General features: G+C 48.3%; 17 protein-coding genes. 9 read left to right on the top strand and 8 right to left on the bottom strand.

Annotated elements, in window-relative coordinates; all coding sequences use genetic code 11:
• Positions 1 to 171: 171 nt before the first annotated feature.
• The 5 genes from LYZ37_RS23695 to LYZ37_RS23675 form a co-directional block, all read right to left on the bottom strand.
• Positions 172 to 375, bottom strand: coding sequence for a hypothetical protein (locus tag LYZ37_RS23695; protein WP_272788419.1), 204 nt, complete (start codon positions 373 to 375; stop codon positions 172 to 174).
• 721 nt (positions 376 to 1096) lie between these two features.
• Positions 1097 to 1711 carry a DUF2913 family protein gene (locus LYZ37_RS23690; RefSeq protein ID WP_171321666.1) on the bottom strand — a complete coding sequence of 205 codons (615 nt, stop codon included), beginning with the start codon at positions 1709 to 1711 and terminating at the stop codon, positions 1097 to 1099.
• 197 nt (positions 1712 to 1908) lie between these two features.
• Positions 1909 to 2931 (bottom strand): phytanoyl-CoA dioxygenase family protein, encoded by a 1023-nt coding sequence (locus tag LYZ37_RS23685; RefSeq protein ID WP_272788418.1) that lies wholly within the window; start codon positions 2929 to 2931, stop codon positions 1909 to 1911.
• Positions 2928 to 3428, bottom strand: coding sequence for a DUF1353 domain-containing protein (locus LYZ37_RS23680; protein WP_272788561.1), 501 nt, complete (start codon positions 3426 to 3428; stop codon positions 2928 to 2930). Before LYZ37_RS23680 ends, LYZ37_RS23685 begins: the two co-directional genes overlap by 4 nt.
• A 26-nt stretch (positions 3429 to 3454) precedes the next feature.
• Positions 3455 to 3982 carry a hypothetical protein gene (locus LYZ37_RS23675; RefSeq protein WP_004747996.1) on the bottom strand — a complete coding sequence of 176 codons (528 nt, stop codon included), beginning with the start codon at positions 3980 to 3982 and terminating at the stop codon, positions 3455 to 3457.
• A gap of 274 nt (positions 3983 to 4256) precedes the next feature.
• Here LYZ37_RS23675 and LYZ37_RS23670 point away from each other — a divergent pair, with 274 nt between their 5' ends.
• From LYZ37_RS23670 to LYZ37_RS23655, 4 genes are all read left to right on the top strand, one after another.
• Positions 4257 to 4829, top strand: a complete 573-nt coding sequence (locus LYZ37_RS23670) for a hypothetical protein (protein WP_171321658.1) — start codon at positions 4257 to 4259, stop codon at positions 4827 to 4829.
• An 832-nt stretch (positions 4830 to 5661) separates the two neighbouring features.
• Positions 5662 to 6729, top strand: a complete 1068-nt coding sequence (locus tag LYZ37_RS23665; protein ID WP_272788417.1) for a replication initiation protein — start codon at positions 5662 to 5664, stop codon at positions 6727 to 6729.
• Between the two features lie 170 nt (positions 6730 to 6899).
• A complete protein-coding gene (locus tag LYZ37_RS23660) occupies positions 6900 to 8099 on the top strand; it encodes a ParA family protein (protein ID WP_049843825.1) in 1200 nt (399 codons plus the stop codon).
• On the top strand, positions 8099 to 9178 hold the full coding sequence (locus tag LYZ37_RS23655; protein WP_171321656.1) for a ParB family protein: 1080 nt from the start codon (positions 8099 to 8101) through the stop codon (positions 9176 to 9178). The genes LYZ37_RS23660 and LYZ37_RS23655 overlap by 1 nt, the downstream gene beginning before the upstream one ends.
• 107 nt (positions 9179 to 9285) lie before the next feature.
• On the opposite strand, the gene LYZ37_RS23650 is transcribed toward LYZ37_RS23655, so the two are convergent.
• The gene (locus LYZ37_RS23650; RefSeq protein ID WP_272788416.1) at positions 9286 to 10440 is read right to left on the bottom strand and encodes an MFS transporter; all 1155 of its coding nucleotides are present in this window, start codon (positions 10438 to 10440) and stop codon (positions 9286 to 9288) included.
• 74 nt (positions 10441 to 10514) lie between these two features.
• Here LYZ37_RS23650 and LYZ37_RS23645 point away from each other — a divergent pair, with 74 nt between their 5' ends.
• Positions 10515 to 10709 carry a hypothetical protein gene (locus LYZ37_RS23645; protein WP_272788415.1) on the top strand — a complete coding sequence of 65 codons (195 nt, stop codon included), beginning with the start codon at positions 10515 to 10517 and terminating at the stop codon, positions 10707 to 10709.
• Positions 10710 to 12691: 1982 nt separating this feature from the next.
• Positions 12692 to 14140: a tryptophanase gene (locus LYZ37_RS23640; RefSeq protein WP_171322057.1), complete on the top strand. Its 1449-nt coding sequence runs from the start codon at positions 12692 to 12694 to the stop codon at positions 14138 to 14140.
• A gap of 132 nt (positions 14141 to 14272) precedes the next feature.
• Here LYZ37_RS23640 and LYZ37_RS23635 read toward each other — a convergent pair whose 3' ends face one another.
• Positions 14273 to 14989, bottom strand: coding sequence for a helix-turn-helix domain-containing protein (locus LYZ37_RS23635; protein WP_239956214.1), 717 nt, complete (start codon positions 14987 to 14989; stop codon positions 14273 to 14275).
• Positions 14990 to 15471: 482 nt separating this feature from the next.
• Between LYZ37_RS23635 and LYZ37_RS23630 the strand changes: the two genes are divergently transcribed.
• Positions 15472 to 15879 carry a winged helix-turn-helix domain-containing protein gene (locus LYZ37_RS23630; protein ID WP_069669774.1) on the top strand — a complete coding sequence of 136 codons (408 nt, stop codon included), beginning with the start codon at positions 15472 to 15474 and terminating at the stop codon, positions 15877 to 15879.
• A gap of 238 nt (positions 15880 to 16117) precedes the next feature.
• On the opposite strand, the gene LYZ37_RS23625 is transcribed toward LYZ37_RS23630, so the two are convergent.
• Complete coding sequence (locus LYZ37_RS23625; protein WP_004744285.1) at positions 16118 to 17041, bottom strand: LysR family transcriptional regulator; 924 nt, start codon at positions 17039 to 17041, stop codon at positions 16118 to 16120.
• Between the two features lie 116 nt (positions 17042 to 17157).
• Here LYZ37_RS23625 and LYZ37_RS23620 point away from each other — a divergent pair, with 116 nt between their 5' ends.
• Together LYZ37_RS23620 and LYZ37_RS23615 are read left to right on the top strand one after the other, a co-directional pair.
• The gene (locus LYZ37_RS23620; protein WP_272788560.1) at positions 17158 to 17826 is read left to right on the top strand and encodes an SDR family oxidoreductase; all 669 of its coding nucleotides are present in this window, start codon (positions 17158 to 17160) and stop codon (positions 17824 to 17826) included.
• A gap of 30 nt (positions 17827 to 17856) precedes the next feature.
• On the top strand, positions 17857 to 18486 hold the full coding sequence (locus LYZ37_RS23615) for a GrxB family glutaredoxin (RefSeq protein ID WP_171802504.1): 630 nt from the start codon (positions 17857 to 17859) through the stop codon (positions 18484 to 18486).
• The last annotated feature ends 10 nt before the right edge of the window (positions 18487 to 18496 follow it).

Raw genomic sequence — 18496 nt, 5'->3', positions numbered from 1 at the left:
TATTTTTGCCGCGGATATCAGATTTCGCTCTACGGAATGTCTCAATCGTTCAACGCTTAAACAAGCCGCTCTCAGCCCGCGTGTCGCCGCTTGGAGCACGAGAAATTCGGAGCCACTGAATGCGCCCATCCACAAGGGCATGCCCCTATCCTGACCGAGTAGGTTTGTCGGTTAAGCCACAACCGAGAGTTCTGGCTCCATGTGCTCAATACTCAATACTGAGGCCACAGGGTGACGCTGACAAATATGGGCCACGGTCTCACTCGCCGCCTTAAAATCAAAAGGTTTTTCTCCTGTAATCACGACCCCACCCTCAGTGACACCCGGGGTGCAGCGCATCGAAAGAACGCTCAGTCCCCATACTTCAGCGCCCATCGCGAGCGGTCAGCTTAACGAAAGAAGGGCAACTACTATTAAAAAGGCCTGACGATTTTGCGTGCTGTGGATGAACTGCAGGATCAACTGGATGGCGAAAAGGACAGATTTGCCGGAAACTTAATGTCTTAGCTCCCCTTTTAGGTCGATTTAAACACATGCCCCCAACGCTCGTATCGAACTCGATCTTTCTGAGCACCCAGAGTGGTCATCCCATCACCAATGGTGACGTCATCATATCTATTGGAGCATGAAACAACTCATCATTGAGAATGGTCACTTTTGCGGCCAAGCAACGTTTTATCTGCGCCTCACCACAAGACATTCAAGAAATGGGTCGACCAAAGACCTCATTTGATCTCTTACAACACCGTTGTGCGCATTAAGAGAAAACAACGAAGACGTGGCACTGTAGCCCTTTACCGATATGGCAAACGACCGTGAGCAGATGATACGAATCAATCCTAGCCTTGCGAGTAATGAAGGTCGTGAGATCAAAAAGTGGGTCGTAGCAGGACTAGGTATCACCCTGGCACTCTGAGTAGGACGTTCAACCAAAAATGGAAGGTGGGCAGCGCGAAAAAAGCCCCTCAGCTCGAGTAGCGGGGGTTCTCTCATGGTTGCAGACACCGTTATCAAGCGTTCCTTCGCAACCACTCAATAAGGATGCTTAGCCGTTTTTTTTGTATGGCTTCTCCATCGGTTTGGCTAACTACACAGCTCATTGAGCAGAAGTCACCGCACTCGAAGCCTCCAATACTGGATGCAACAGAATATGGGCTTGGTGCTGTTCAGCCTGCCACTCTTTCATCTCGGCACGAAACTGGCCGTGCTGCTCGATATGCGGCAATAACTCTGACGCTTGCTCTGACTGGATCAACACGGAAAGCGGTGCGACTTGTTGGTCGGTGTTATCGAAACAGTGCTCGAGATGTTCTTCTAACATGTAGAGTACCCCAGGTTCAATGGGCGCCTCTTTATCGAACAAGCGCGATTCGACATTCAACTCGTCATAGAGATAAACCAACAACGAATAGAGGCTTTCTGCCCCAGCCAGTTTGGTTTGATTGGATTTGGTGTTCAGCAGATAAAGCTTTTGTTCCAAATTGCCACTTTTGGATCGCGCCACCTGGATCATCATACGAATGTCTTTTTTCACATTGGCCAACGTTCGCTGTTTGAGCTTAGGCTTGAGAAATCGCACTAAAATTTCGTTGCGGGTACTCACTGGCACATGGCGATCGGATTGAGCCACCTGACCCAGCAAGTGAAGCAACGCATGGCAGATCAAAGTGTGCAGGTTTTCGTAGTATTCAAAATCTTTTTTAATTTGCATGTCTGTACTGGCAAATAAACGACAATGGGATTCGATGCGCCTAGGATACGACTTACCTACCCAGAACGCGAGTGACGAGGTGGCATTTGTGCTGGAATTCTCGTTCCTTATGCATGCCGTGCAACGTGTCATGCGCTTTTCAGTCCCTCGTAACTGTAAGTAAGTGCTCACATAAAGGAATAATGCGCCTTAACGAATTAAGTAGGCGGCGCAGCACTGACGCTTCGATACCGGTTGGCCCCCCGAGAACGATCCTCACCGCACAACAACAAGTTTTCGTGATGAGTGATGTAATGCAGCTCCTCGTCCACCAAATCGCCACAAAACCGTTCGGGATAAATGAGGGTATTACTGCGGGTGACTCGCCAGTGCAATGCGTAGCGACTGGACCAGTTGCGGTTGGGTAAGAACCCATGCAAGAGCCGCTCATTAAAAAGCACAAACTCCCCCTTTTTCATCGGCAAGACGACCGTTTCGGCGGTCGTCTCCGGCACCCCCCAGACGGTTTTGGCTTGGTACTTCGCCATCTCAGCTTCCACATAATGTATGACTGTCCGATATGTATCGATCCCGACATCGTAGCTTTCAAACAACCGAGAGGTATCCACGTTTGGCACGAGGTTACCGAGTTGTGCTCGCCTTAAAATCGCATCGACGCTTCTGCATCCCGCAAACGGATTTTGCCATTGCGCGGCGCTCGGTAACGGTACCCAGACTTGTCTATGACGGTAAAACAGTGATCGACGCATAAGCTTGAGGGGCGCGTCATCCGCGGTGACATCATCCAACGCCAGCCAGACCGAGACATTATTGTCCCGGCGAGCTTGCCCTCCCATGGGCTTTAAGCAAGGTTTCGGCTCACCAATCGCTTTCCAATCTCCGCCTCCCCAATCTTGAAACCACCCTGTACTGCTGCCCCCACCGGAAACATGATCAAGGTAAGATCGCCACAACAACAAGTCTTCCCCAAGCAATTGGCGAAGTGTCTGTATCACCATGGGATGCGTCATTAACGCCGCCAGTTGAGGCAACACCAAGTGCCAATCGCGCACACTGTATCGCCCATAGATGGGATGCTCCGGTGCTTGGGTGACAATGTCACTCAGCGACGCTCGAATTTGGTCAAGGCCATGTTCATCGACGTAACATGGCAAAGGTCCCAAGTAGCCATCCCGTTGAAATGCGATACGTTGTTCGGGTGTAAGGCCATTCACGCTCATCGGGACTCCCGATCAATCACGACCAAGGATTTAGGCAATAAGGGTTCGGCGACAGTTCGGCGACAGCGGCGCCAGACAACCCCGCCAAAGAGTGCAAGTCCCCCCCAAACCAATCCGTGGATCAGCGCCATCCCATTAGCTTCTCGCCCAACTTGATAAAAATGCCGATCCCAATGTTTTTTTCCCGCGCCTTCGTCAGCTTTCACAATGTGGTGAGCGTCATCGAGAGCCCAAATATAGTCGTAGCGGTAAGCAAAATCATGAACAATCCCCGGAACCAACAGCAGTCCGGTCGGCGATAGTCCCCCCCACAGGCCTCGCGGAAAGGAGGCCCCATCAAACACAAAACCGCTCGGGATAACGAATACGCGTCCTTGATGACAACAGCGCCAATCTTCCGCCAACTGCCACGAACGTACGGCCGTGCACCAACGGAGCCACTGACGCCAGAAAGGTAACCCTTGAGTGGGGAGACGGATGGGAATCAGAACGGACATGAGCATGATCTTTCCTTATGACTGCGCTACGGACGCACTAGCCAAGCGCGTTGATGGGATTGATGGCGTTTCACCGCATCGAAAAAGGCCTCCTCGATAAACGACAAAAACACCTGATGTCGTTTTGGTGCAGTGAGCAGCAAGATGCGCGTTTCCCCTGAGCGAAATGCTTTCGCTGGTGGGGTAACGTGTGAAGGTAAATGGGGTTCTGCTGAGTAGTGTCGGCCCAGTTGCTCGGCTAAACGCTCGAATTGCCCTTGATCGGTCATGACACATAACAGTGCCACCAAACGATCTGCTCGATCAAACACAAGACTGATTTCCGCCAACCCATCATTGACCAAAATTGTGGGTGGGTGAAGGGTGTCAATTGGCAGGCGATAGATTGGGCCATGTGTATAGCGATCCACATTCGCAAACGTAGCGGTTGGGTAAAGTTTGAGCATGGTTTGCACCGTTGAAGTACCGAGGGTCAGCCTAAACACCGTCACCGAGGCCAGCGCGGAGTGATGAATCAGCGTAGCCATGATCCCGACTATCAACGCGTATTTCATGCTCCCTCCGAACTAACATCATCTGATAACCTGACTATATGGCTTCTTTTTCAGTGACAGAAGGTTAATAAATTTAAATAAAGCTTTTGGAGAGAGTGAATCGAGTGGCATTCGAAGAGTCGACAACTCAAAGTTACATTTAACGTTTATTAATCATTAACAGCGCTTTCACCAATAGCAATCATATATACAATCGAGAGCATATACATGCCGACTACTGATCCCGAGCGAATCATAGGGTGGCCGTTTCATCAACTCAAGCCAGAGAAAGATCATGGACACTAATGCGATATTCGATTGTTTAGCACTGACCTTTGAACGAGACTTTGAGCGCATCTTTGTTCGTCCCAATTGTTATTTTGAACGCTGGCATCAACGGATCCACTTTTCCACCCCGTTGGATCTGCGTTATTTGGTTTCACCAGCACCACTGCGACGAGAAAGTTTAACCGATTACGAATGTACTCGGTTGCAAATGGCTGCGGTCCGATTTGTGTGTGGTTATTTTGATCAATTGATTTACCAGCGCCCCTACTGTCCTGCAATTGATAGCCAATACCAGTTGAAAGAAAGTCACTATGTAAAACGTTCTTCTTTACTTGTACGTGACGTGAATGCGATGACTGTGGATTTGTCTGTCAGCAATAGAGCTTGTGGTCAGGAGAAACAGCAAGTCACGTTGGACTGTTATGGAGACATCAACGGCCAACATTGGTTTTTCTCACGTTTGGTATTCTTTGGTCACGCAGAGCCGCGATTGGGGATCTACCCATTATCGCTTCTCAAGGCCAAAACACAGCGTCACTTCTTCACTCATGATGGTATCCCTGAAATCAAAATGTTCTAGTGAAGTGAGGCGCTTGCTTTTGTGACATGGTCACTTAAAACAGGTGTGGTGTTTAATAGACTCGATGGTGGGTAAAAGCAGTAATAACACGTTATGTAAGTGTGTACTTACATTCATTATGATAATTAATAACTAAGACTTGTCTAAAAAACAATCGGATCTTCCTACATGATAGAGTGATCAGTACAAAAAAATGTGTGATATTGCTATATCGCACAAAAAAGTTTGCTTAAAACGCCCATTCCGATGTGTATTTTTGTCGAATAAATATTTAAGTGTTTGAAATTATTAATGTTAGTTAGGACGACATAAAAATGATCATAGACCCTTCTATTATGATGTGGTTCAAGTCGATGCCTCAAACCAACCGGTTAGCCCGTTATTCACTTATCCACAATCACTATAAGATCTATTGTTTCTATTAAGTACTATCTAAACTATTAGACTATTGATCTATATAACTATAGAGCATTTAAGTGATTGAAATTAAATGGTTTTTAGAGAAATATAGATCAGAAAAGTTTGCACCTTGATCAAATAAGTTTGCTTTAGGATCATATAAGTTTGCTTTGTGATCATTTTTGTTTGCTTACCTGACAAATAAGTTTGCTTATGACGACAGAAAAGTTTGCTTAATGATCATTTACTTGTCAAAAACAGAACAAAAAAGTTTGCTTATTTGAACGGCGCACAAAAAATTGTGACACAAGCAAACAAAATTGTCGTTAATACTGCCTAATCACACATATTTGTTTGCTAACTGGTTAAAATGTGTCATCCTACACTGCATGTAAAACAAAAAAGTTTGCCTGAGCAAACAAAACTGTCCGGTATGAGTACGAACCCTAAGAACTTACCGAAGCACATCAAGAAAGGCCATGAATTGGTTTTCTCTCAGCAGGATCTGACTGCTCGTGAGGCAAACTTGTTTGGTCTGATGGTGGCGAACATGAAACCTGAAGATTGGGACAATCAAGGCAAGACACCTGAATACCGATTTACGGCGTCTCAATTGTCCGAGTGGTTGGGATTAAACAATCGTGCGATTGGCTCTCAGTTAAAGCAGGTCGTCAGCCGTTTGGCATCACGAAAGATAGGGATCATTATTGAGAAGCAAGGCGACACGGAATTTGAGTTCACGCCTTTATTCAAAAAGGCGACGTACAAAGATCGTGTCCTGACTTTGATCCCCAATGATGCGCTATCAAAAGAGTACATCGAGTACAATCAAGGTTTCTCTTTGATCAACACCAAAAGTTTTTTGGGACTCAAGCGTGAGTACACCAAGCGTCTGTATGAGATCTTGTCACGCTTTAAAACGGATGGAACCAACTTAAAGCCGATCGAGATCGATGATTTGAGGGCCTTCATGGGTTTGCTCAATGAAGACGGCTCTCTCAAGGCCAATAAAAGTTCCTTTAAGAACACCAGCGTATTTTTGTCGCGGTGTATTAAGGAGAGTATTGAAGAGTTAAGTGAAGATCCCAAGACCAGTAAAGAGATTTTGTTCTTGGAATCAGAAGACGGTTTGGGGATCCGTCTGCACAAGCATGGCCGTAACATTCACGCGGTCGAGTTCTTGTATCGTTGGATAAACAACGCTAACCCCGCGAAAAAGCTGCATTTTGAGGACGCCAAACGCAATATTACCCGGTTGGAGACCAAGCGTTTAACCACGGATGAGCCGTTGACAACAGAAGAGCTGGAGCTGCTGTCTTACTCGTATCGTTCAATCGATGAAGACGATAAAGCGGCATTTGTTGACCAAGCGCTAATGAGTCGTCAAAGCAGTGGCAATGGCGACGTAACGCCTGAACTGGTCGACGGTGACGACGACGACAAGTCTTTCCTCGATAAATTGGCGGAGCTGGAGCGTATTAACGGCGCTAAAGGTTATTGATCCAATATCACACAAGAAAGTTTGCTTTGAGGGTTCAAGCAAACTTTTCTGTCGACTATCTCTCCCCTACTCCGCGAAAACGACAATATATTTAGGTATTCCATCATTTTTTGTTGTGTGAAATGAAAAATAGAGGATATACTAAATCCAGAAACTTGGTGGAGATAGAAATGGATACTCTGCAAACTACTGCAACCTTTCAGAATTTAAAAGAAGGGGCGGATCGCTACATTAAGCGCCGCAATCTTCGTTTGTTGGCAAATCATCGCAAAGAGTTACGCAACTTTACTCGTGCCGAAGCATCGGCGTATTTGGGCATCGATGCAAAAACCTTAGACAAGTACGTGGCAACGGCGGGCATCGACCCTCGTCGCCATGAAGACTCTCAATGGTCGATAGACATTGGTGAGATGTATCAAGTCCGTGATCTGCTACCTGAAGCTTTGCGCAAAGATCCAAAATTTGTCCGCCAGTCGAATCAGAAGATGCAGGTTTTGGTGATCCAGAATCAAAAAGGTGGTGTGGGTAAAACGGTCTCTGCGGCTACCATCGCCTCCGGCTTGGCAACGGAATTTCACCAAGAATACCGTGTTGGGTTGATTGATATGGATGGCCAGGCAACGTTGTCTATGTACTACGCACCTGAATCCGAGCTTGAAGGCTGTCTATCCATTGGCGATCTGATGATGCGCAATTTTGAGTTGGATGAAGGCGAAACCTTTGAGCAAGCGGTGTCTGAGTCGTTTCTTGAAACGACAATCCCAAATTTACGCATCTTACCGGCGTCGCAAACAGACCGGGCGATTGAAGGCTGGTTTCATGAGCAGGTGTTCAGTCAGAAGCTCGCCACGCCGTATTCTTTGTTGAGTGACATTATCGCTTCGGTTCAAGATGAATTCGATATCTTGATCATCGATACCCCGCCTTCGTTGGGGTACGCGACGTACAATGCGTATTATGCGGCAAGCAGTGTGGTCTTCCCGTTGTCGATCACTGAAAATGATATCGACGCAACGTGCTCTTATTTCAGCTACATTCCTCAAGTCTGGGCACTGTTAGCCAACGCCGAGCACCAAGGCTACGATTTTATGAAAATCTTGCTGACCAATCACAGAGACAGTTCGACAACCACAGAGCTGATGAACAGTTTGTACGATCATTTCTCCACCTATTTGTATTCGAAGGAATTCAAGCACAGTGAAGCCGTTCGTCAGTCTTCTTCGCTGCTGTCGACGGTATTCGACATGTCTAAGAGCGAATACCCTAAGAGCAAGGCGACCTTTCAAGGGGCGCAGCAGAATGCGTATGAAGTCACCAGTCAGATACTGCGCGACATCGTGAATGTATGGCGTGAAGAGGAGCAAGACTAATGGCAAAAAAACGTGGCGCGATCAGTCCGTTAGGCAACACCGTTGGATCTGAAGAAGCGCAGAAAAACGCCCGTGAAGCCAATCTAGAGTCACTGAGCCGTCAATTGAGCTCTGAGTTGGAAAAAGCCGGAGAAAGCACGCACGCGTTCTTAGCGCGCCAATTTGGCCTGGAATCGGTGGGTCAGGCGGTGGAATGGCGGCTTGCTTCGGGACAGTGTGTTCAATTTCACGAAGTGACCCTCTCTTATGACCAGGTTAAGCAAGACACTTTTGTCACCTTTGACATTAATGGTCGCGATCAGTCGCTGCTAACCCCGGAGTCGTTAGCTGATCTGGATTCACTGGAATATCAGCAGTTTTACCCTGCGGTTGGTCGTGAAGTCGAAGGTAAAATTGATATCCTTGATGGCTCTCGACGTCGTGCTTGGTTTTTGCTCCAGCAAGGGAAAGTGGCCACATTTCGTTTATTGGTTACCAAAGCCACCATAACGGTCAATGACGCTAAAGCGCTTGCCAAGCAATTGCAAACGGCCAAAGAGCATAACCCAAGAGAGATTGGTCTACAGTGTCTGACCCTTATGCAGCAGGATGGGCGCACTCAGGAAGACGTTGCGAAAATGCTCAACATCAGTCGGCAAAGCGTGGGTCGTGCGGTAAAGGCGGCCAGTATCGATGAACGGCTCATCGCCCTCTTCCCAGTTGTGAATGAGCTTTCTCACACCGACTATGAACTTTTGCACAAAGTCATGAAGCATTTTGAGTCGTTGCCAGATAAGCTGTCTCACTTCATCGAGTGCCTGAGTTCGGAGTCCCCTCAAGCGTCTGAGGTGAACAATCGCAAAGAGCAGCGCGTCGAACAGATCAAAGCGGCGCTCAAGTTTGAAACGGCGAAGACGAAAACCGAGAGCGATGTCGTGATCACGCCACTGACAACGTTTTCTTCGAAAAGCATGTACGCCAGAAAACGCATTAAGGGCCGTGCCTTTAGTTACGAGTTTGCGCGTTTGCCTAAGTCAGTGCAAGAGTCACTCGATGAGGCGATTGCCTCTGTGCTGAGTGACTATCAGCAAGACAAATAGCGCTGACGCGACTCTGTCCCCTGAAAGCCTGATCTCCTGTCGTGGTGATCAGGTTTTTTTGTGCCCGTTTTTTGGGAGGGAGACAGTGTGATGTTCTAAAAGTCGCGTTACTGCGGCTGCGGAATGCGTTTGACGACAAGAAGCGCAATGATTGCAAACACGGCCGCCAAGGCGAAGCTCCACTCTGCGCCGTAGTGTTCACCCAGTGTGGTGATGATGAAGGGCGCGATCGCCCCGCCGAGCCATCGGATGAAATTATAGGCGGCAGAAGAAACCGAGGTGTCACAATTGGGGGTTTCCAACGCCAGCTCAGTAAACAGCGTATTCACGACCCCAAACCAAGCGCCACACAAGATGACTCCGGCGCTGAGCCAGCCGCGCTGCGGCACGGTTGATCGGACCAACCACGCCATTAGCAGCATAAGAATAAACAGCACCACCAAGCACACGGTTAAAATGGTTTTCGGCGTTTGGTGCGTTTTCCATTTTGTGGTCACGATGGTGGATGTGATGGCGAGAGCCAATCCCCAGCCGAAAAACACCAGTCCGACGCTGACTACATCGAGATGAAGGACGAAGGGAGCGTAGGCAAGAATGGTAAAGAACACAAAGTTGTAAAAAAATGCCGCCACGCTGATGTAGAGTAAATAGGGGGTTCGCAGTGCTTTGAGGGCGACCAACCCTCTCCCGGGGTGCCGCTGTGAGGGGGTACGTGGCACCCACTTAGTGATCGCGCTTCCAGCAACCAGCATTAAGACTGCCGTTCCAACAAATGGGTAGCGCCAAGACATTTGACCAAGTGCGGCTCCCAATAGCGGCCCACAAGCAATGCCAGCGCCCAATGCGGCTTCATAATACTTAATAGGGCGAGCACGATTATCGTGTGACAATGTCACCAGCAAGGTGAGTGCAGTGGCCACAAACAAGGCATTGCCCAGCCCCCACCCACTTCGATAGCCAATCAATTGATAGACCGATGTTGCTGTTCCGCAGGCTAAGGCAAACAGAGAAATCGCGATGGATCCAAGCACCATGGTTCTTTTGAGTCCTAGGTGGTTCGCGGTATAGTCGGTGGCCAGCATCATAATGGCGGTGATAAAAAAGTAGCTCGAAAAGAGCAGCGAAACTTGACTGGGAGTGGCGTGCAGTCCTTGAGATATCGACACCAAAATGGGGTCGACCAATCCGATCCCCATAAAGCCGACAATCGTTGCAATGAGCACGGCTCTAATCGCTAACCTATTTGAAGGGATGAGGGTCATGGTTCCTCCTGTGTTGGGTGGAATCAATCCGATAGGCTTCGTCAGCCTACGGGTTGTTTTGTATCGAGTGGTAGATGACTCAATATTGCGATGACGTCAGGCGGCAGATCCAGTTATTCATATTTATTATTGCTTACGGTCGCTTGACTTGTGTTGAGGTAGCGGTCGTGGTGCCACTTTCTTTGACGACTCAGGCTCACTCATTCCTTAAGATGAGCGTGATGGTCAATCGAACGCAGGGCATGGGCGACGAACTAGACCTGAAGTAAGGGACACCACACAGCATTAATCTCCTCCTCTCTAGTCGATAAAGACAACGTCACTGCACATGGAATTTGGTTTGTTTTCTGCATAACAACGCTCATCGGTGGCGACACCCACGCATACCGCTGCAGAGCGGCCGGGTGATGACGGCAAAAAAGCGTCTCAACGCTTGTGCGAAATCGTCCGTGTAACGGGTGTGTTGGTCTGTAGAACAGTGTTGAGTTTTCTTGCTGATCCCCAATTGCCCCTGCGCTCTAGCTCGGCCCAAGGTTTTATGCGTGGTAGTGGCTGCTGAGATGACATTCGTCGAATGACTACCAGTGGCGTGTGAAGGCTAACCGCCCTCACCTGCCTTAGAATGTTGTCAATGCCCAGGCTGGGCATCGTGCCTGAGCAAGAATAGCGTGGTGGTTGAGCTGCCGTTTGTCGAATGACTGCCAGTGGCGTGTGAAGGCAAACCGCCCTCACCTCCCCTAGAATATTGTCAATGCCCAGGCTGGGCATCATGCCTAGCGCAAGAATGGCGTGGCGGCTGAACTGCCGTTTGTCGAATGACTTCGAGTGGCGTGTGAAGACAGACCGCCCTCACTTCCCATAGAATGTTGTCAATGCTCAGGCTGGGCATCATGCCTAGCGCAAGAATAGCGGTGGCGGCCGAGCTGCCGTTCGTCGAGCCTCTGCCGGTGGTGCGTGAAGGCCGACCGCTCTCACCTCCCATAGAATGTTGTCAATGCTCAGGCTGGGCATTATGCCTAGCGCAAGAATGCCGTGGTGGTTGAGTTGGCATTCGTCGAGTCTCTGCCGGTGGTGCGTGAAGGCAGGCCGCCCTTACTTCCCATAGAATGTTGTCAATGCTCAGGCTGGGCATCATGCTTAGCGCAAGAATGGCGTGGCGGCTGAACTGCCGTTTGTCGAATGACTTCCAGTGGCGTGTGAAGACAGACCGCCCTCACTTCCCATAGAATGTTGTCAATGCTCAGGCTGGGCATCATGCCTAGCGCAAGAATAGTGGTGGCGGCTGAACTGCCGTTCGTCGAATGACTGCCAGTGGCGTGTGAAGACAGGCCGCCCTCAGCTGCCTTAGAATATTGTCAATGCTCAGGCTGGGCATTATGCCTAGCGCAAGATAAGTGGGCCGGCTGAACTGGCGTTTGTCGCGTCTCTGCCGATGATGCGTGAAGGCCGACCGCCCTCAGCTGCCTTAGAATATTGTCAATGCTCAGGCTGGGCATTATGCTCAGCGCAAGAATGGCGTGGTGGTTGAGTTGGCATTCGTCGAGTCTCTGCCGGTGGTGCGTGAAGACAGACCGCCCTCCCCTCCCCTAGAATGTTGTCAATGCTCAGGCTGGGCATTATGCCTAGCGCAAGAATGCCGTGGTGGTTGAGTTGGCATTCGTCGAGTCTCTGCCGGTGGTGCGTGAAGGTAGGCCGCCCTTACTTCCCATAGAATGTTGTCAATGCTCAGGCTGGGCATCATGCTTAGCGCAAGAATGGCGTGGCGGCTGAACTGCCGTTTGTCGAATGACTTCCAGTGGCGTGTGAAGACAGACCGCCCTCACTTCCCATAGAATACCGTCAATGCTCAGGCTGGGCATCATGCCTTGCGCAAGAATGGCGTGGTGGTTGAGCTGCCGTTTGTCGAGTGTTTGCCAGTAATGCGTGAAGACAGACCGCCCTCACCTCCCATAGAATGTTGTCAATGCTCAGGCTGGGCATTATGCCTAGCGCAAGAATGGCGTGGTGGTTGAGTTGGCATTCTTCGAGGGCTTGTCAGTATTGCGTGAAGAAAAATCTCTCTTACCTGCCTTGGAACGATGTTAATGAGCCGTCGCTGTTGGCTTTTTCATAGAACTGGGCAACCTGCTTATGACGCGATGCGCATCACCGACGTAAGTCATTAATGTCTAATAAAGCATAATGAATATAGCGTAAGGCGCGTGAGAGATAACATCGGACTGTAACTTCAACCTTGAGTGAGGAGCTTTGGATGAAAGTACAATCTGAACCAGCCGCAACGTTCGCGTATAAAACCAAAATGGTAGAGCCAATTACTCTCTTGACGAGAAAAGAGCGAGAATTGGCGTTAGATAAATGCGGTTATAACCCCTTTGGTCTACAAAGCCGAGAAGTGTATATCGACCTACACACGGATTCTGGAACGAGTGCTTTGAGTCAAGAGCAATGGGCGGCGTTGATGATAGGAGATGAAGCCTATTCTGGTAGTCGTAGCTTCGAAGCGTTAGAAGATTCGGTTGCTAAGGTGTTTGGCTATCAACACTTCGTGCCTACTCACCAAGGGCGTGGAGCTGAAAAAATTCTGTTCCCTCTTTTAGTGAAGCGATGGAGAGAAATGCGTGGTCACGCGGTTAGCAACAGCAAACCTATCTTTATCTCGAACTTCCACTTTGATACGACTGCTGCGCATGTAGAGCTTGCTGGTGCTAAAGCGTTAAACAGCGTTGTGGATGAAGCCTATGACACAGAGGCCGAGTTTCCTTTCAAAGGAAATATGTGTTTGGTTAAATTGCAGAAACAAATTGACCAATATGGCGCGCAAGCCATCGCCGGTATAGTGATGACTGTGACCTGCAACAGTATGGGAGGTCAGCCAGTATCGATGGAGAATTTGCGTCAAGTGTATGAGTTGGCGCATGGGTACCGTATACCTGTGGTGATTGACTCTGCCAGATTTGCCGAAAACGCGTACTTCATTAAGCAACGTGAAGAGGGCTATGCCGACAGCGCCATCATCGATATTGTTCGTGAAATGTATGAATACAGTGACATGTTAACGCTGTCAGCGAAAAAAGACCCAATGGTCAACATCGGTGGATTGCTTGCCGTTAAGCAGAACGAAGATCTGTTCCGCCAAGTCCAAATGCTGTGTATCGTTAATGAAGGGTTCGTCAGTTACGGTGGGCTTGCAGGGCGTGATATTCAATGCCTCGCGGTCGGTTTGCTAGAAGCCGTCGATGAAAATTACCTGAGAGCACGAATTTCGCAAGTCGAGTACTTTGGTCAACTGCTTAAAGAAGCGGGTATCCCAATACAAACTCCGGTGGGGGGACACGCAATCTTTATCAATGCGGGGCTGTTGTTGCCACATATACCGCCAGGGCAGTTTCCAGGTCATGCACTTGCTAACGCGCTGTATCTTGAAGGTGGAATTCGTACTGCTGAGATTGGCTCTTTTCTGCTAGGTCGTGATCCAGAAACTGGGATGCAAAAACACAGTGAAGTTGAATTAACGAGATTGGCGATCCCTAGGCGGGTATATTCTAATGAACAGCTTATCTATGTTGTTGACGTGTTGAAAAAAATCAAAGCCCATGCGAAAAATATAGTCGGTTATGAGTTTACTTATGAACCACCAGTGCTTCGTCATTTTCTTGCGCGCTTAAAGCCAGCAGGAAAATTGATCAGCTTTGATTATTAGACGCAATCAACTATCCATTGATGGAGGTTTGGAGGGGCTCGGAAATGATTGACGATGCTCGTCTGTCTGTATAAAAACCTCCTTCATCACATCATTCTACACATGGCTTGAATCATAAGGGCGCCGAAATTTCTATGGCTGGGATAAGAGATGCCCATTATCGTGAGATGACGTCAGGTGGAGGCAATAGCCTCGACCTCGACTCGTCTTGATCAATTTCTCGCCAAACGTGCGAGACAGCTTTTTGCGTAACCGGCATATTAAGACGCGAATAGAGGTTTGCTGATTGAGAGAATCCTCACGAATTGCACTGGTAATGTCGCTCATTGAAACGGGGGCATTACAATGGACGAACAAGTAGGCTAGCAAGTCGAACTCGCTGGTTGTTAATACGGTATGTTGACGACGGTAGCTTAAGCTTCGTGAATGAAAATGCAACGTCATTCTGTCATAAGCTAGATGGGTGTACTCAAACTTGTGTTTCCAGTCACTGATGATTTTGTGCAGCCTCGCGTACATTGTTAATTTGGAACAAGGCAGAGACTGCCACTGGATCAGACTTTGGCAGCGAGTCTTCCGTCGAGGCGCAGGGTGCGCGATCTGTGTTACCCATAAAATTGGTGCAGTGAAGTAGGGCAGTTGCGGATGAGTTGAGGTCAACCAATGCGTCAATGACGCGAAGCTTTTGGCGTAGACAATACAGTCAAAAGGAAGCAGTTGATCATAGTTGGCGTAGTCCCGAGGTTCGCTCACGATACTGACGCGAATATTTGATTGAGACATGAGTTGTAAGACTTGCGCAGTACGCTGAAGGGTCTCATCAGCGATCAATAAGATTTGAATAGTCATCGGTTTTCTGCCATTACGTAAACTTGGATTGTTTATGGCAATAAGCAATTAGTTTCGCAATTTATTAGTGTTTTTTAAGTTGGTGAAACCACTAGTTTGACCGAGAAACATCTAAACTTTTAAAATGTCACACTGTCACGTATTTTCAACATTGGAAGCCAATGAAAGGAAAGTCTGATGGTCGTTGTGATTTACTTGCCTCGACCTTGACGAGGTTAGGGGAGGGGTCATCATCGGGCAATCTACGCACGCAATCCGGGCTAAGGGCAATAATATAATTTAATAATTGCCAAAATGTTGCAGCTTTTCCTTATATTAGCTTTACCTTAAATAAATGAAATCTAATAATAAATAACGATTAATTATTATTAAGTTTGAATCCTTAAACGAACTCTGCAAAGTATTCGCTCTAATTAAGTAGTTGAAATAATAAAGTAAATTATTACAAATAGAGTTAGGAGTGACGGCTGAGGAGGTAAAACATGTATGACATTGAGTGTAGAAAAATCTCATGTGCATTTTGTCGAGAGGTACAAGCGATAGAGCACGTGTTAGGGATCAGTGTTAGGTCGTGTGAAGGAAAAATGTTTATTGTGTTGGGGGAAAAGCGCATGGGGTGCAGTCAAAATGCAGTCCGAGCGCTGTGCTACTTGTGCCAGAAAAAAGATTATTTGGTTTCCAAGTCGGATATCGAAGCTTATGTTTGGCAAGGCGGGGTAGTGGGGATGAGCAGTTTACCGGTCTTGATGCATGAGGTGCGTCGTTTGATCAGACATAGTCGCTTTGAAATTGTCACGATCCGCAATAAAGGTTTTGTTTTCCATGATGCCAAGCAAAAACGTTTATTAGAGCAGAGTCGCGTCATCCACCAGCAAGCGGTCAACACCTGATGAGCGTCGATAATAATCCATGTTAAATTCTATTAATTCTATATCGACACAAATACGATATAATGGTGCTAGGATCAATTCTGCGTTGAGTTCTTGATAGGCATTCCCTATGGCGGTCCCACACGTCCAGGGTGAACGACAAAGTGTTGTAGGGAGTGACACTGTGCTTATCAGACCGACTACCTGCAAGCAGAATTGATCCGCTTCAATGCCTAGTTGTAGTGGTCGTTTGGATGGTTCAAGCCTCCTCGAGTGATTTGAAACGCTCAATCAAGAAATCGAGAAACAGCCGCAAGCGTTTAGGTTGATACTGCCGGCTGAGATATATGGCATTGAGATCCGCACCGTAGGAAGATGTCGAAGCGTTGAAGTTTTTCATATAGCCATTGAGAAGGGTGACAAGGCGTTGTTGTTTAATGTCGGCCTGCACGTCGAGTATGGATTTCAACGCAATACCGGCCCCATCCAGCGCCCATTGGCGTATGACTTCACCATCGTCGGAAAATCGCTTTGGCATGACTGTGATGGCATTATGCTGCTCTTCATCTTGAAAGTGCCATGTTTTCAATTCTTCGTTGCTTCTAACCATGGCTAAACAGTCATGGTTGGCCAAGTCCTGTGGTGTGATCGGAGTACCTTTCTGCGCCAAATAACTCGGTGAAGCGCATAAGACACGTCGACTTGATGCAAGTTTTCGCGAAATCAGATTGCTGTCTGCCAGCTCTCCGTAGCGTATCACGATATCCAACCCAGACTCGGCTAAGTTCGACAAATTGTCGTTGAGGTACAAGTAGGGAATGACTTCCGGGTACAGGTCACTGAACTCGGATAAAAGAGGCGAAATGTACTGTTTACCAATATCTCGTGGCGCAGAGATTTTCAGTGTCCCCCGAACGTCATTGGTGCCAGTTTGGAGTAAGTTTTCCGTTTCATTGACGCTATCGATGATCGCAAGACAGGCCTGATGATACGTTGCGCCCGAGTCGGTTAACGAGATATGTCGGGTACTTCGATTGAGTAATTTGACACCGTAGCGAGCCTCCAATGATTGCAAGCGCGCTGTGACCGTCGCGGGCGATAACCCTAATTCTCGGCCAGCGGCAGCAAGGCCGGCATTTTTCACGATGCTGACAAACAGCGTCATGTCTGAAAACTTATCCATGAACTCTCCCCATCGATTATTCAGCTCAATAAAATAATCAATTCGAATAATACTTAATTATCAATTTTTTTCCAATGCTTATACTGACTTCATTGTCATGGGATGGGAGAGAAGTGATGCAAACCAAACAGACGATTTACGTGGTGGTCGGTGGGACATCCGGTATCGGAGCGCACCTAGCGAAACAACTGGAAAGCGAAGAGAGCGTGGTGCATGTCGTGAGTCGTCGAACCGGCGTGGATATTGGGGATGAACAAGCGATACGTCGCTATTTCGACACTGTTGGTGCGTTCGATCATCTTATTGTCACTGCGGGCTCTTCTGCCCCCTCTGGTAAGGTTGTCGATGTTGACATTGCCCAAGCAAAAGGGGCCTTCGATACCAAGTTTTGGGGGGCGATTCACGCCGCGAAACACGGCTCACAATACATCCGCGAAGGAGGATCGATCACGCTGACTTCAGGGATGTTGGCCCGAAAAACCGTAGTAAGTACATACGTAAAAGCGGCCATCAATGCCGCCATGGAAGCGACCGCTAAAGTGCTAGCAAAAGAGTTGGCGCCGATCCGTGTCAATGTTGTGAGCCCCGGCTTAATTCAAACAGACGCGTACAAAAACATGAGTGAGGCAGACAGAACGGCGATGTATGAACGTACGCGCCATCATTTGCCTGTTGGCAAAGTCGGTGAAACCACGGATGTGACGCAGGCGTACCAACTTGCTATTCAAAATGCGTACATGACCGGCGCCGTTATTGATGTGGATGGAGGAGCGCTGCTTGGCTAACGTCTTTCCCCCTTTGATGAGGAGTCTAATGTGACACTGTACATCTATGAACATTGCCCATTTTGCGCCCGAGTGCGTTATGTCGCCGCCGTGCTTAACATCCCGCTCAACGTGGTGATCGTTGCGTATGACGACGATACGACCACGGTGGACTTGATTGGAGCAAAACAAGTGCCTGTATTGCGTAAAGAGGATGGAGAATGCGTGGCGGAAAGCTTGGATATCATCGATTACTTGATTGAACTGGCGGGGTCGAGTGACCACCGCAAGCCTTCTTTAGCCGCCTTAAAATGGCAACAAGCCGCGTTTTTGCCTCTACAAAAACTGGGGTATCCGCGCTGGGCGGAGATGGGATTGCCCGAGTTTTCAACCGAATCAGCGCGTTGGGCTTGGCGGATCAAGAAAGAAACTGAGGCGCTAAATTTCGATGCCTTGCTGCGTGATACTGACGATATCGCCAAGGACGTTGAGGGGCTGATCATCGAGGCGAAAGAGATCTTACATCTCGGTTGCGAACTGCAAGCGAGGCTCGTCGATGAGGCGCTTGTGTTCTCGTTGTTACGCGGTTTTTGCAGCACTACCGTCATCCAGTGGGACTCCGCTGTGAAAAATTGGCTGCTGTCGGCAAGTCATAACACCAACATACCCCTACTTAAGTAAGGATTCCCAA

Origin of the sequence: Vibrio tubiashii, assembly GCF_028551255.1 — a bacterium.
Classification (GTDB): Bacteria; Pseudomonadota; Gammaproteobacteria; order Enterobacterales; family Vibrionaceae; genus Vibrio; species Vibrio tubiashii_B.
Note: the sequence above shows the minus strand (reverse complement) of the source record. Positions and strands in the feature narration are given on the sequence as shown.